We start from the raw sequence: 14,014 nt of genomic DNA on the forward strand, positions 1-14,014 counted from the left end.
AGCATTATGCTCGGCAGTGGAGGATAAATACTTTATCAACGTTAATCAGTACGTCTTCAATAGGGATTCTTACACAAGGTACCCCATCAAATCTGCTCGATTGTTCAATCTCTATATCCGAGACAATTAATACCTTGTCGGCACAAGTAATATCATGGCGAGTGAGTTGATTTTCGATCCCCATTGCACCTTGGGTCTCAACTTTAATTTGCACGTTATGTTTTGGCGCAGCTTTCTTGAGTGCATCTGCTGCCATATAGGTGTGTGCAATACCTGTTGGACAGGCAGTGACAGCAATGATTTTCATAGTAATTCTCTGTGGCTATTTTCGCGGATATTAGCATAGCAACGGCAGATTGCCTTGGCTCAAAACGATAAATTGAAAGATGGGCTTCACACTTTTATTCGAGTGTTACAATAATCCAGTTAAAGCCGTTTTAGTCCTATATATTGGGCAAGGCTAGGTGACTAATCTATAGTCGAGCGCGAGTACGGCAAGGTAAGAAATAATGGACATTACAAACCTGGTTCAGTCGGAGACGATATGTCTCGACCTAAAAGCAACCACCAAAGAAGAAGTGCTCAAGGAGTTGGTGGATCTACTCGATACTGCTGGAAACCTTGCCGACAAATCGCAATTTGTTGCCGATTTATGGGCTCGCGAAGAAATTGGTAATACAGGCTTTGAAGATGGTATTGCGATTCCACACGCCAAAAGCTCTGCGGTGGCTAAGCCCGCCGTTGCGGTAGGGATAAGTCGCAGTGGGATTGACTATGGCGCAGAGGATGGAGAGCTTTCGGATGTTTTCTTTATGCTCGCTTCCCCTGATGGTGACGACCACCATCATATTGAGGTTTTAGCGCAGCTTTCCAGTAAGCTGATTGAAGAAGAGTTTATCCATCAGCTAAAACAAGCGCAAAGCGTCGAGGCGGCGTTGCAGCTGATTACTGAAAGTACCCCCGAGCCATTTTTGGATCAGGATTACCTCGCGCAAGGTGCACGCTTAGAGCCGATGAGTCCGGTCAAAAGGCACTTAGCTCGTGTGAAAGAGCATTTATTGTTTGGCACTTCTCATATGATCCCGTTTATTGTCGCGGGTGGGGTTCTACTTTCACTGTCGGTGATGATGACAGGCCATGCCGCACTACCAGAGCAGGGCATTCTGGCTGATATGGCGCACATGGGAATCGCGGGTTTAACGCTTTTTACTGCGGTACTGGGTGGATACATCGCGTATTCAATTGCTGATAAACCGGGATTGGCACCGGGAATGATTGGTTCTTGGGTAGCGGTTGATCAATACAATACTGGGTTTCTCGGTGCTATTGTCGTCGGTTTTTTTGCCGGCTACTTTGTGTTGTTGCTCAAGCAGATTAAATTGCCAGATAGCATGAGTTCGTTAGGAAGCATCTTCATTTACCCGCTCGCCGGGACATTTGCCACTTGTGGGTTAGTAATGTGGCTAATAGGCGCTCCGATATCCGCAACCATGAACGCATTGAATCTGCTGTTGACTGATATGGCAGGTTCAGGAAAAGTGGTGCTTGGAACCGTTCTCGGTGCAATGACTGCATTTGATATGGGAGGGCCAGTCAATAAGGTGGCGACGCTCTTTGCCCAAACACAAGTTAACACCCAGCCTTGGTTGATGGGGGGCGTTGGAATTGCAATTTGTACGCCTCCTCTTGGTTTAGCCTTAGCGACGCTTATATCACCCAATAAATTCAAGCGTGACGAACGTGAGGCCGGAAAGGCCGCTGGCATTATGGGCATGATTGGGATCAGTGAAGGGGCGATTCCGTTTGCGACCGCCGACCCTGCGCGTGTTCTTCCTGCCATTGTTGCTGGTGGTATTGTCGGTAATGTGACGGGTTTTATGTTCCATGTCATCAACCATGCCCCTTGGGGAGGTTGGATCGTACTTCCTGTTGTCGATGGCAAGCTGGGCTATATCGTCGGAACCGTTGCGGGCGCACTCACGACGGCATGTGTTGTTATTCTATTGAAAAAAACGGTCCGAGAAGATGAAGAGTATGACTCGTTTCGCCGCGCATACTCTTCAGTGCAAACAGAGGGGGAAGCCGATGTACTTGCGGTGACTTCATGTCCTTCCGGTGTTGCTCATACGTTTCTAGCGGCTAAATCATTAGAGAAAGCAGCCTATTCTATGGGCATCAAAATTAAAGTAGAAACCCAAGGCGCAGATGGCATTAACAACCGCATCACCGAGCTAGATATCGCGCGAGCAAAACTGGTTATCTTCGCTCATGACGTGGCAATAAAAGAGCCAGAAAGGTTTAGCAATATTGCGATTATCGATGTTAGTACCAAAGATGCCATGCACAATGCGGCAGCGTTAATCAAATCGAAACGAAATTTAGTCAAATAGTTCCCCCGAACTATTTATGCTCCAAGCTCCATCATCCGATGGAGCTTTTTTCTATTCACAACTTCTCTGACTAACCACAAGCTCAGTAAAGCCGGTGTTGTTGTCATGTTGCCGTGAAAATTTCAGGTTGTGGTATTTATGAAGAATGAGTTCAGCCGTGGTATCGATCAGGCAACCTTCCATCAGATGACCACCGACAACTTCTCCGCTTTGTTTTGCAACCGAGATGTGGATATGTTGATGATTGGGCGTAAGGGTACCCATTACCGAGACGATCTCTACGGGCTCGTTTAATTCGAGAGTTTGCGTTGCGCCCGCCAAACGGATCTTTAGGTGAGTAAAACACCCTACACAAGAGGCGACGGTACCTGCACTGATATTATGTTCCGTGACCAAGTGTTGAATGCATTGCTTAAGGTCATCGCCTTTAGTGAGGCGAACCGCTATTGGAGTGATCAATCTATGCCTATCTACTTTTATCAGGAAAGAGGTTAGTTTACCGAGTATCTTTTTACTGGTTTTCCACTTTGTTCTTTGTTGGCGGGTTGTTCTGCTTGGTATTGATCAATGCTGTGCCACTTTAATGCCCCATTGAGTTCGTAATCGTTAGCAGCAGCGCAGATCATGTAATACTCATCGATTTGGACGATAGCGCCATCAGAGTACGCTTTATCTTGGTAGTAACAAACGCGCTTGCCCACTTCTCCGGCGTTGATTCCGATGATGGGTTTAGCAGGAGTTGAAATGACATTGGCAGACGCAGGTAAAGCCAGTGCAGCAACTAGTACTATCATGTAGGACTTCATTTTTGTTCTCCGAAGCGTTGACCAAATTTACGTTCGTATCGCGGCAGCATGCTTTCATTACCAAGCAAACCTCCCTGATGAACATAAATGATGCTCTTATCTTGATTCTCTTTATACCATGATTGTAGACACTGCCACATCATAGGATCGTAGAGAAGGTCGAACTCGATATCGGTCTCATCAAGTAATTGCTGCCAAATACGATAATCTTGTTGATAAAGTTTACCGAAATGATGTTTTGTTTCTAACTCTAGAATCTGTGGAAAATCATTTTCGCCTAGCTCTTCAAACTGTTTGATTAAGTACTCTTTTCCGCCTACGCATGGACAAGTTAATACGGGGATAGAGTGGGGCTTTAAGTACTTATGCAGATAAAGGGCTGTCGCTCCCGTACCAGCAGGCAGTGCAACAACAAATTGGTGATTGGACTCATACCTTGTCCAAGAGAGGATTTCACTTGCGAGTTGCTCAACCCCTTGTTTAGCAAGCTTTGAACGCCCCCCTTCAGGTAAAAGTAGGCAAGAATTGTCTGGCTGACGAATCTGCTCGATATACTCTAGCGGATGAAGATGGTATTCAGCTGTAGGGATGATTTTAGCCCCTAAATCTAATGCGCCTCGATAGTTGCCAAGTGGGTTGTCATCTAACCACTGAGGGATGCGGTCGACATAAAACTCTAGTTGCCAACCTTTAATCGCAGCAAGCGCTGACAAAGAGTAAAGCGAGTTCGACTGAGTGCTGCCGTAACTTATCAGCGTTTTAATGGTCGGATAATTTTGCTCAAGCACAGCCATAAATTTGCGTGCTTTATTACCACTAAAATGGCTGTGCAGTTGATCATCGCGTTTTAGGAAAAACGGTATGTCAGCAAACTGGTGCTGAGTGATGGGCGTATTGGCGAGCTTCATAAAAATCGATCGTGAAAATTTGGCCGCCTATCTTAACGGATTGGTGACCATGAGTATCAATCTAGATCAAAATTTTATAGTGGCGCAACAACCGCGGTTTTGATGATTGGTCAGTTCAAAGTGCCATTGGTAGCGTCGACAGAGGTCGTCGACGATTAGCAACCCAAGTCCATGTCCTTCTGAGTCTGGGGAGTCCGTGAGCCCCGGACCATCGTCAATCACCTTAATATGCTCGGATGAAACCTCGATATCGATTCTGCCATGATCAGAGGCGGCAATGGCATTACGAACTAGGTTGCCCAGCACCATGTTTAGAACTGCGGGAGTTGCTCTTAGCTTAGGCTGCGAAAGGAAGCTCACATTGATGTCGAGATCTTTTTCTGCAGCATGTACCTTGTTGGCCGTGACGACTTTGTTGATCTCTTCATGCTCGATATCCCTCAGCGGCGCATCGTCGACATTGCGTTCGTAGCGTACGATAGAGAGCAAAGCGTCAACCATAGTGATCATCTCTAACGTCGCGTCTTCGATACGCGAGATCTGTCGATGCTGAAACTCATCAGGTTTAGAGCGCGTAAGGAGTTTATTTGCCCCTTTTACCACAGTAAGTGGCGTTCTCAGTTCATGACTAGCATAACGAGCGAAAGCTTGTTCACGCTTTAAGGCAAGGTTAAGTTCATTGCGATATTGATTAAGGTGGGTCGTCAGTAGTTGGAACTCTTCGGCGGCTTCCTGATGTATTGCAAAGGCTTTAGTAGTGTCACCTGACAGCTCATTGAGCTGTTTAGTGATGTCATTAACGGGTTCAATCAAGCGCCTAGACAGGCGAAACAACAGCGCGCCAAAGGTAAACATCAGCAGAGACACAAAGCTGATGACGATGATGCCTGAATAAAGGATTTCCTCGTTACCAAACTCGACTTTGTCGATCAAAGAGAGCAGTACGATGGTTTTTTGCTCGCCACTGTCTGAATAGTATCCTTTATAGATCATATGCCCGTGCGGAGAGAACAGGGATCCAACTTCGCCGAGGAAGGTCTCGTGGTTATCAACATAACCGCGGTATTCTTGGGGGACCAAATCTGCGTCGTTGTAGGCAACAGTTAGAGAGTCGAGACGGATTTTTCCCTGCTCTCCGGCAAGAAAACGTTCAACAGCACTATCGCGGTCGATAAGAATACGCCTTTCACCCACGCGATCTTCCGACCATTGCAACGCAAGGTAGAAGATGACAAAGGTAACGATCCCGATAACGCAGGACATGCCAGTAAAAAATACCGCGAGTCTTCCTGTGAGCGTTTGCGTATTAGATAGAAAACCGTCTGGCATCAGATGTCCTCTAAGCGAAAGCCAATTTTAGGGATAGTGGTTAACATCGGCGCATGAAAAGGCTTATCGAGTTGGTTACGTAGCTGATAAATATGGCTGCGCAGTACATCATTGTTGGGTTCGCTTTCTTGCCACAGCTTTTCGGAGACCTCTTGTCGAGTCACCACCTCTGGGGCGCGCTGACAAAGCATCTCTAGAATCGTGTAAGTGGTTGGGTTTAAAGCCAATAGCTTGTCTTGGCGATAAGCTTGGCGAGTTTTTTGGTCGATCTTCAAACTGCCAAATTGCAAAACGGAGCTAGCGACTTGGCCCTTGTAACGTTTAATCAAGGCGTGGATGCGCGCTTCAAGAATCTCTAAATCAAACGGTTTCGTCAGATAATCATCGGCGCCATGTTTAAAGCCGTTAAGCATATCATCACGATTATCGAGTGCAGTCAGCATTAGTACGGGGGTGTTAACGCCAGCGTCTCTTAGCTTGTTACACACGGTCAGACCATCCATTCTCGGCAGCATGAGGTCGAGCAGTATTAAGTCAAAAGTGCCTTCCAGTGCCAGTTGTAGACCCAGTTCGCCGTTGTCTGCGTAATCGAGTTCCATTCCTTCACATTCGAAGTAATCAAACAAGATACCCGCAACCTCTCGGTTATCTTCAACCAGTAATACTCTGTTCATCGCACACTCTCATTTAATGGGGCTTTATGATCTCAATGGCGCTGTGAAAAAAACGTGAACAACAAGCTTTTCACACCCTCGCTGATAGATTCGATCGTAATACAGCAGTTCATTTGAGCTGCGTTTGAGAATCTAACCCAAATAGGGGGCCATATGGGTATTGTAACCTCAGTGCCACGTCATACTCAGTCATCAGTCACTCTTAGCGTTGTTGTCCCTTACTTCAACGAGCAAGAGGTACTGCCTGAACTGCACCAACGTTTAAGTTCAGTTTTAGACAGCTTGGCCGACACTTGTGAGATCATCTACATCGATGATGGTAGCACAGACAATAGCTTAGCGATTGTGGAAAGCTTCACCAGTCATTCTTCTACGATTCACAGTGTTTCGCTAAGCCGTAACTTTGGTAAAGAAGCGGCCATGAGTGCAGGGCTAGAGCACTGTCATGGTTTAGCGGTAATTATCATTGACTCCGATCTTCAAGATCCGCCTGAGCTTGTTCCTCAAATGCTAGATAAATGGCGCGAGGGCTACGACGTCGTTAATATGCAAAGAGCGGAAAGGCTTGGCGAGACGTGGTTTAAACGTCAATCCGCAGCTGTGTTTTATCGCCTTCTCAATTCAATGGTCAAATCTGAGATCCCTGAAAATGTCGGAGATTTTCGCCTTCTTTCAAGAGAAGTCGTCGACCATATTAATCGCCTCCCAGAGCGAAATCGTTACATGAAAGGGATCTTCGCTTGGCCGGGATTCAAACAAGCAACGATTCAGTTTCAACGCGATGCACGATTTAGCGGCGAAACGAAATGGAACTATCTCAAGCTTATCGGTTTAGCCGTCGATGGCATTACCTCTTTCTCGATTAGACCTCTTAGACTTGCCACAGTGCTTGGAAGCTTAATTGCAGGGGGAGCATTTATCTATGGCGTGATGATCGTGATTAAGACGCTGCTATTTGGTGATCCTGTCACCGGTTATCCGTCAATGATGGTTGTGCAATTGGCATTAGGAGGCATTCAGCTTCTCAGTATTGGTGTATTGGGCGAATACATTGGTCGAATCTTCATTGAAACCAAACAAAGACCACTCTATCTAGTGCAGTCGGTCAGTGAAAAACAAGCAAGGCAACAAGTACATAAAACGGAGAAACGAGCGTGAGTTTTAACCGAGTTCACTTATGGGCGATTTTAGGCGCGGCACTCTTGATTCGACTGCTGACTTTAGGCGCTTACCCACTCATGGATACCACCGAAGCCAGATACGGTGAAATGGCGCGGTTAATGATTGAGACGGGCAACTGGATCACGCCTCAATTTGACTATGGCGTGCCTTTCTGGGGTAAGCCGCCCTTGTTTACATGGATGAGTGCAGTGGGTATCGAAACGTTCGGTATCAACGAGTTTGCTGTTCGAGTTCCCCATTGGATAGCAGGCGTAGTGATTTTGCTGTTTATTGGACTGTTTGCCAAGCGGGTAGGCTACAGCGGCTTAATCACGGCGCTGGTCTTGGCAACCTGTGGGATCTTCTCTATCGCTGCAGGAGCGGTAATGACGGATATGGCGCTAACCCTAGGCATGACCATCGCTATGCTTGGTTTCTATTTATGCTGGCTTAGCTATGAGGAAGATAAGCCCAATAGGGGATGGGGCTACATTGGTTTTGTCGGCTTAGCGATCGGCTTATTGGCTAAAGGGCCGCTTGTGATTGTGTTAATGGGGCTTGCTGTCGTGCCTTGGCTTGTTTTGCAGCATGGTTTCACTCAGGCGCTAAAAGTGCTTTGGCAGCGTTTCCCGATCGCAACAGGGACACTGCTGATGCTAATCATTGCCTTACCTTGGTATGTGTTGGCAGAACGTGCAACTCCGGGCTTTATCGATTATTTCATCGTAGGTGAGCATTTTAAGCGCTTTCTAGTTAGTGGTTGGGAGGGCGATCTTTACGGGACTGCACACAATGAAGTTCGCGGCACTATTTGGTTGTTCTGGCTATATTCCGCTGCGCCTTGGTCAATTGTGTTGCCGGTTTTGCTGTGGAAAAAACGTCGCAGTTTGAAATCAACGATCAAACCTAAAAATGGCATTGTTAGCTTCTTACTGTTTTGGATGATAGCGCCTTTGGTTCTATTTACCTTCTCTGGAAACATTCTGCCCGCTTATGTGCTTCCGGGCGTGCCAGCGATTGGTTTGTTGATGGCGATTCTGGTTTCAGATCTAAAACAAGATAAAAAGTGGTTTAAGGTCACCGCGAGTATCGTACCCGCGTTACTGGTGATTGCAGTCGGATTTATTCACTTAGATGTCGGGGATAAACGTAGCGACAAAGTCATTCTTAGAATGGCTCAGCCTGACGTTGCTACCTACTATGTTGGCTCACGTCCTTTCTCTGGTCAGTTCTACAGTTCTGGTCAGGCGAAGTTACTCAGTGATGAGTCGGAACTTAATTCCTTGTCTCAGGTGCAGCTGATTGGTGAACGCAATGCAGTAGATAAACTGGTTAAAGAAAAGCAGTTAAGCTGCATTATCGAGTTTACCGCCAAGAGTCGTCGCTCATTGTATCGTTGCGGTCAACAGTCATGAACAACAAGCTGTTTCGCTTTGCAATGATTGGATGCATCGGCTTTATCGCCGATGCATTGGTTTTTTCAGCTCTGTTTTATCTGGCAGACACGCCAATTATGGTTGCCCGTGCAATTGCGTTTGTGTGCGCCGCGACGGTGACATGGTTTGGTAATCGCATCTTCACTTTTCAAAACACAGAACAAAAAGTGGCTCAGCAATGGATCAAGTTTATGTGTGGAGCCAGCATTTCTGCCTTGCCAAACTTCTTGGTGTTTAAGCTGATGTCGTCTGTTTTAGGAGAAGTAGGACTTGGGCCAGTCATCGCCTTAGTTGCTGGGGTACTGGTAGGGATGGTGAGTAATTACTTGCTAAGTTCTCGTTGGGTTTTTGCTCAGGTTGGTATTAAACGCGCAGAATAAAAAAAGCCCAGAGCAATCAGGCTCTGGGCGGATACAAATAAACATAGGAGTTAATAAGAAAAAGCAGCGTAAATTAGTAGCTTCAGTAAGAAAACAAGTTTGACGGCCTGTAAACTTAGTGGGTTGTCCAAACCCTCGAATGCTCTGCTAACTACACTTATTCAGACCGGGCGTTTTCAAAACAGTTCCAACTTTTTTCAAAAAATATTTAATTTTCTTCTTTCAAGCGCTTAGAACCCAATTCAGACATGGTGGTCAGACCAATCTATAAAAATGTGATGTTAACAGCTTGTTGCTTTGTTGTTTCGGATGTATATTTTCAAACAGTTGTTTAATACGAGTGATTAAAATGGCAAGTAGAAACTCCACCAAAGAGAAAATTCTTGATGTAGCAGAAGCGCTGTTTGCAGAACATGGCTTTAAAGATACCTCTCTACGCACTATTACCAGTAAAGCGGGTGTGAATTTAGCGTCGGTTAACTATCACTTTGGTGATAAGAAAACCTTGGTGAGAGCGGTGTTGGATCGATACCTCGAAGCATTTATGCCAGCTGTTCAAGATGCATTGATTAACCTCAACCTAAATGAAAGTTTTGAGATGGCTGACGTGTTTGAGTCTCTACGCGGTCCGCTACGTAATCTAAATGATGTACGGCCAAATGGAACCAGTCGTTTTATGCTATTAATCGGTCGTGGTTACACCGATGTGCAGGGCCATTTACGTTGGTTTATCACCACTCGTTATTCGGATGCATTATCTCTGTTTACTGAATCGGTAATGAAAGCGAATCCGAAGCTCACTCAAGAAGAGTTGTTCTGGCGTTTACATTTCACGCTCGGAACTTGTGTTTTCACAATGGCTTCAAGCCAAGCGCTACTTGAGATTGCAGAAAATGATTACGGAAAAGCAATGGATGCCAAATCCGTTGTTGACCAACTGATTCCATTCTTAGCAGCAGGCGTCGCTGCAGAATAGAAGTTTTAACTAGTACCTACAAATAACAAAAATATTGGACCACTAAATAGTGAACAAAAGGATCTGATTATGGGCTCTCTAAGAAGAAAATGGGTAAGTGACCCAGCTTTTAAAATGTTTAAAAAAGTGCTGCCACCACTATCGAGCACTGAAAAGGAAGCAATGGAAGCGGGTAGTGTTTGGTGGGATGGAGAGCTTTTCTCTGGTCGTCCTGACTTCACTAAGCTTCACCATTATCCGAAGCCAACCCTAACGGCTGAAGAGCAGTCGTTTATGGATAACGAGCTAGAAACTCTGCTAGCTATGCTCGATGACCATAAGATCGTAAAAGAAGATCGCGATTTGCCACCTGAAGTTTGGCAGTACCTGCGTAAAGAGCGCTTCTTCTCTTTGATCATTTCAAAAGAGTACGGTGGTCGTGAGTTTTCATCACTGGCGAACTCAACAATTGTAACGCGAATTGCGACCCGTAGTATCAGTGCAGCGGTTTGTGTGATGGTGCCAAACTCGTTAGGTCCTGGTGAGCTTCTGTCACACTACGGTACTCAGGAACAAAAAGATTACTGGTTGCCTCGCCTAGCGGATGGTACCGATATTCCATGTTTTGCGCTTACTGGCCCAGAAGCGGGCTCTGATGCTGGTGGTATTCCAGATGAAGGTATTGTTTGTTACGGCGAGCATGAAGGTAAAGAAGTCTTAGGTGTTCGTATCAACTGGAACAAGCGCTACATTACACTAGCACCGGTTGCGACTGTTCTTGGCTTAGCGTTCAAGATGTACGATCCAGATGGTTTGATGGGTGACAAGAAAGAACTAGGTATCACCTGTGCTCTTATCCCAGCAGATCATAAAGGTGTTGAAAACGGTGAGCGCCATGACCCACTAGGGTTAGCATTTATGAACGGCCCAACCTTTGGTAAAGATGTCTTCATTCCAATGGACTGGCTGATCGGTGGTCAGGACTACGCCGGTAAAGGTTGGCGTATGCTCGTTGAGTGTCTATCAGCAGGTCGTGGTATTTCACTTCCGGCATTGGGCACTGCGGTTGGTCACCTAACTTCACGTACGACAGGTGCTTATGCGTATGTTCGTAAACAATTTGGTATGTCGATTGGTAAGTTTGAAGGGGTAGCAGAATCGCTTGGGCGAATTGGTGGTTTAACTTACCTACTAGAAGCAAGTCGAACCCTGACGACAACCTCTCTCGATCTTAAAGAGAAACCGGGCATTGTCACCGCGATCGCTAAATACCATATGACAGAGATGGCCCGTACCATTCTTAATGACTCAATGGATATTCACTCTGGTCGTGCAATTCAAGATGGCCCAATGAACTACTTGGCATCGCCATACTTGGGTATTCCGGTAGCGATTACGGTAGAAGGTGCCAACATTCTTACTCGTAACTTGATGATCTTTGGGCAAGGTGCAACACGTTGTCACCCATACGTACTTAAAGAGATGGAAGCGGCAGCAAATCCTGATGACAAGCAAGGTGCGAAAGAGTTTGATGACTTGCTGTTTAAGCATATCAAACATGCAATGGGTAATACCTTCGGTGCGTTTGGTGCGGCGTTGACAGGTTCCCGTTTTATCAAAGCCGACATGAGCGGTGCGACTCAGAAGTACTACAAAGAGATGACTCGCTTAAGCCGTGCGCTTGCAGTGAGTGCTGATATTGCCATGGCAACACTAGGTGGAGATCTGAAACGTAAAGAGATGATTTCTGCTCGCTTAGGTGATGTGCTTGCGTATCTATATATGGCTTCAGCAGCACTTAAGAAATATGAGGATGAAGGTCGTCAGCAACAAGATCTAGACTTTGTTCACTATGCTGTTCAGCACTGTTTATACAATGCGGCAAATGCATTGCAAGAAGCCTTCACTAACTATCCTCAGAAAGCAGTAGGGCGTTTATTGAAAGTGCTTATCTTCCCGTTGGGTAACCATTTTGCGAAGCCTAGTGATGATTTAACGGTGAAACTAGCGGAAGCATTGATGACTCCGGGTGCGCAGCGCGATCGCTTGACTAACCTTTGCTACGTTGGCAAAGATGAGAATGACAGTGTTGGCCTGATGGAGACGGCATTCTTAGCGATGTACGACATTAAGGGTCTGGAGCGTAAGCTAATGCGTGCGGCGAAGGAAGGTAAGGTTGCTCGTAAAGGGTTGCTGGCAGACCGATTAGCACAGGCACTAGAAGCGGATGTCCTAACTCAGGAAGAAGTAGATCAGATTGTCGCGGCAGACAAGCTTCGCTATAAAGCGATTCAAGTGGACCACTTTAGCCATGACTTTAGCGCGATTCACACCAATGGTAAGCCAAAAAAGGGCAAAGCTAAGCTAAATACTGCAGCTTAGCAAAGTAACAATAAAGATAAGAAAGGCACCTGATGGTGCCTTTCTTTTTTGCTAAAGATCTCGATAGCCGCTGAAAGTGCTCCAACCACTTACATTTTCGCGACATTTTTACAGAAATTAGATGCGATCTTCAGATGAACCTTTTATCCTAGCGAGGTTTTTTAAAGGAAGTTGAATATGATCATCAAACCTAGAATTCGTGGATTTATCTGTACTACAACGCATCCAGTGGGTTGTGAAGCTAACGTAAAAGAACAAATTGCTTACACAAAAGCGCAAGGCCCGATCAAAGATGCACCTAAGCGTGTACTTGTTGTTGGTGCTTCAAGTGGCTACGGTCTATCTTCTCGTATCGCTGCGGCATTTGGTGGCGGTGCTTCAACTATCGGTGTTTTCTTCGAGAAAGAAGGCACAGAGAAAAAACCTGGCACAGCGGGTTTCTACAACTCTGTAGCGTTTGAAAAGCTTGCTCGTGAAGAAGGTTTATACGCAAAGAGTCTAAATGGCGATGCGTTCTCTAACGAAGCGAAAGAAAAGACAATCGAATTGATCAAAGAAGACCTTGGTCAGATCGACATGGTTGTTTACTCACTGGCTTCTCCAGTACGTAAGCTGCCAGAAACCGGTGAACTAATCCGTTCATCACTTAAGCCTATCGGTGATACTTACACTTCTACAGCGGTTGATACCAACAAAGACGTGATCATCGAAGCGAGCGTAGAACCGGCAACTGAAGAAGAAATCAAAGACACTGTTACTGTAATGGGCGGTGAAGATTGGGAACTTTGGATCAACGCGCTATCTGAAGCAGGCGTATTGGCTGACGGTTGTAAGACGGTTGCATACAGCTACATTGGTACTGAACTGACTTGGCCAATCTACTGGGATGGTGCACTAGGTAAAGCGAAGATGGACCTAGACCGCGCTGCAACGGCTCTTAACGACAAGCTTTCGGCAACAGGTGGTGCGGCGAATGTTGCAGTACTTAAGTCTGTTGTAACTCAAGCAAGTTCTGCTATTCCTGTAATGCCACTATACATCGCGATGGTATTTAAGAAGATGCGTGCTGAAGGCGTACATGAAGGCTGTATGGAACAGATCTTCCGTATGTTCAGTGAGCGTCTATACAAAGAAGACGGTAGTGCACCACAAGTGGATGACAAAAACCGTCTACGTCTAGATGACTGGGAACTACGTGATGACATCCAGCAACACTGTCGTGACCTATGGCCACAAATCACATCTGAAAACCTAAAAGAGCTAACTGACTACGTAGAGTACAAAGAAGAGTTCTTGAAGCTATTCGGCTTTGGTGTTGAAGGCGTAGATTACGAAGCTGACGTAAACCCAGACTACAAAGCAGATTTTATTGCGATCTAAATCTGGAACGCTGCGCTCCGAGAGTCTAGACCGCTTCGCTTCTGGAAAACTAGAAGTGTTAGTTTCTAGTTACATGAAATAAAACAAAGGGTTGACACATAGTGCCAACCCTTTTAATTTTTCTCCAGCTCTCCAGCTCTCCAGCTCTCCAGCTCTCCAGCTCTCCAGCTCTCCAGCTCTCCAGCTCTCCAGCTCTCCAGCTCTCCAGCTCTC

Annotated in this window: 13 protein-coding genes; 7 read left to right on the top strand and 6 right to left on the bottom strand. The window is 46.0% G+C overall.

The genetic code is table 11. The features are described from left to right. Positions 1–4: 4 nt before the first annotated feature. Complete coding sequence (locus LYZ37_RS05280) at positions 5–307, bottom strand: PTS fructose transporter subunit IIB (protein WP_272786773.1); 303 nt, start codon at positions 305–307, stop codon at positions 5–7. A 202-nt stretch (positions 308–509) separates the two neighbouring features. On the opposite strand from LYZ37_RS05280, the gene LYZ37_RS05285 reads away from it, so the two are divergent. Beyond that, positions 510–2,390 carry a fructose-specific PTS transporter subunit EIIC gene (locus LYZ37_RS05285; RefSeq protein ID WP_272786774.1) on the top strand — a complete coding sequence of 627 codons (1,881 nt, stop codon included), beginning with the start codon at positions 510–512 and terminating at the stop codon, positions 2,388–2,390. A 51-nt stretch (positions 2,391–2,441) separates the two neighbouring features. Here LYZ37_RS05285 and LYZ37_RS05290 read toward each other — a convergent pair whose 3' ends face one another. From LYZ37_RS05290 to LYZ37_RS05310, 5 genes are all read right to left on the bottom strand, one after another. Then, a complete protein-coding gene (locus LYZ37_RS05290) occupies positions 2,442–2,849 on the bottom strand; it encodes a PPC domain-containing DNA-binding protein (RefSeq protein WP_272786775.1) in 408 nt (135 codons plus the stop codon). 32 nt (positions 2,850–2,881) lie between these two features. Beyond that, a complete protein-coding gene (locus LYZ37_RS05295) occupies positions 2,882–3,196 on the bottom strand; it encodes a DUF1496 domain-containing protein (RefSeq protein ID WP_272786776.1) in 315 nt (104 codons plus the stop codon). Beyond that, positions 3,193–4,104, bottom strand: a complete 912-nt coding sequence (locus tag LYZ37_RS05300) for a 1-aminocyclopropane-1-carboxylate deaminase/D-cysteine desulfhydrase (protein ID WP_272786777.1) — start codon at positions 4,102–4,104, stop codon at positions 3,193–3,195. Before LYZ37_RS05300 ends, LYZ37_RS05295 begins: the two co-directional genes overlap by 4 nt. A gap of 66 nt (positions 4,105–4,170) precedes the next feature. Then, positions 4,171–5,433, bottom strand: a complete 1,263-nt coding sequence (locus tag LYZ37_RS05305; RefSeq protein WP_272786778.1) for a sensor histidine kinase — start codon at positions 5,431–5,433, stop codon at positions 4,171–4,173. Continuing rightward, positions 5,433–6,107, bottom strand: coding sequence for a response regulator transcription factor (locus LYZ37_RS05310; protein ID WP_171322736.1), 675 nt, complete (start codon positions 6,105–6,107; stop codon positions 5,433–5,435). The genes LYZ37_RS05305 and LYZ37_RS05310 overlap by 1 nt, the downstream gene beginning before the upstream one ends. Positions 6,108–6,260: 153 nt before the next feature. Between LYZ37_RS05310 and LYZ37_RS05315 the strand changes: the two genes are divergently transcribed. From LYZ37_RS05315 to fabV, 6 genes are all read left to right on the top strand, one after another. Then, positions 6,261–7,265 carry a glycosyltransferase family 2 protein gene (locus LYZ37_RS05315; RefSeq protein WP_171322738.1) on the top strand — a complete coding sequence of 335 codons (1,005 nt, stop codon included), beginning with the start codon at positions 6,261–6,263 and terminating at the stop codon, positions 7,263–7,265. Further along, positions 7,262–8,683, top strand: a complete 1,422-nt coding sequence (locus LYZ37_RS05320) for an ArnT family glycosyltransferase (RefSeq protein WP_272786779.1) — start codon at positions 7,262–7,264, stop codon at positions 8,681–8,683. The genes LYZ37_RS05315 and LYZ37_RS05320 overlap by 4 nt, the downstream gene beginning before the upstream one ends. Next, positions 8,680–9,084: a GtrA family protein gene (locus LYZ37_RS05325; protein ID WP_272786780.1), complete on the top strand. Its 405-nt coding sequence runs from the start codon at positions 8,680–8,682 to the stop codon at positions 9,082–9,084. Before LYZ37_RS05320 ends, LYZ37_RS05325 begins: the two co-directional genes overlap by 4 nt. Positions 9,085–9,433: 349 nt before the next feature. Beyond that, positions 9,434–10,060, top strand: coding sequence for a TetR/AcrR family transcriptional regulator (locus tag LYZ37_RS05330; RefSeq protein ID WP_004745809.1), 627 nt, complete (start codon positions 9,434–9,436; stop codon positions 10,058–10,060). 69 nt (positions 10,061–10,129) lie between these two features. After that, positions 10,130–12,421 (top strand): acyl-CoA dehydrogenase, encoded by a 2,292-nt coding sequence (locus LYZ37_RS05335; protein ID WP_272786781.1) that lies wholly within the window; start codon positions 10,130–10,132, stop codon positions 12,419–12,421. Between the two features lie 177 nt (positions 12,422–12,598). Beyond that, complete coding sequence (gene fabV, locus LYZ37_RS05340) at positions 12,599–13,801, top strand: enoyl-ACP reductase FabV (protein ID WP_272786782.1); 1,203 nt, start codon at positions 12,599–12,601, stop codon at positions 13,799–13,801. The last annotated feature ends 213 nt before the right edge of the window (positions 13,802–14,014 follow it).

It is taken from the genome of Vibrio tubiashii (genome assembly GCF_028551255.1).
GTDB classification, from domain to species: domain Bacteria; phylum Pseudomonadota; class Gammaproteobacteria; order Enterobacterales; family Vibrionaceae; genus Vibrio; species Vibrio tubiashii_B.

Coding starts and splice junctions, on each gene's coding strand:
- LYZ37_RS05285 (WP_272786774.1), top strand. CDS start 510: ATGGACATTACAAACCTGGTTCAGTCGGAGACGATATGTCTCGACCTA.
- LYZ37_RS05335 (WP_272786781.1), top strand. CDS start 10,130: ATGGGCTCTCTAAGAAGAAAATGGGTAAGTGACCCAGCTTTTAAAATG.
- fabV (WP_272786782.1), top strand. CDS start 12,599: ATGATCATCAAACCTAGAATTCGTGGATTTATCTGTACTACAACGCAT.
- LYZ37_RS05295 (WP_272786776.1), bottom strand. CDS start 3,196: ATGAAGTCCTACATGATAGTACTAGTTGCTGCACTGGCTTTACCTGCG.
- LYZ37_RS05310 (WP_171322736.1), bottom strand. CDS start 6,107: ATGAACAGAGTATTACTGGTTGAAGATAACCGAGAGGTTGCGGGTATC.
- LYZ37_RS05305 (WP_272786778.1), bottom strand. CDS start 5,433: ATGCCAGACGGTTTTCTATCTAATACGCAAACGCTCACAGGAAGACTC.
- LYZ37_RS05330 (WP_004745809.1), top strand. CDS start 9,434: ATGGCAAGTAGAAACTCCACCAAAGAGAAAATTCTTGATGTAGCAGAA.
- LYZ37_RS05315 (WP_171322738.1), top strand. CDS start 6,261: ATGGGTATTGTAACCTCAGTGCCACGTCATACTCAGTCATCAGTCACT.
- LYZ37_RS05325 (WP_272786780.1), top strand. CDS start 8,680: ATGAACAACAAGCTGTTTCGCTTTGCAATGATTGGATGCATCGGCTTT.
- LYZ37_RS05280 (WP_272786773.1), bottom strand. CDS start 307: ATGAAAATCATTGCTGTCACTGCCTGTCCAACAGGTATTGCACACACC.
- LYZ37_RS05300 (WP_272786777.1), bottom strand. CDS start 4,104: ATGAAGCTCGCCAATACGCCCATCACTCAGCACCAGTTTGCTGACATA.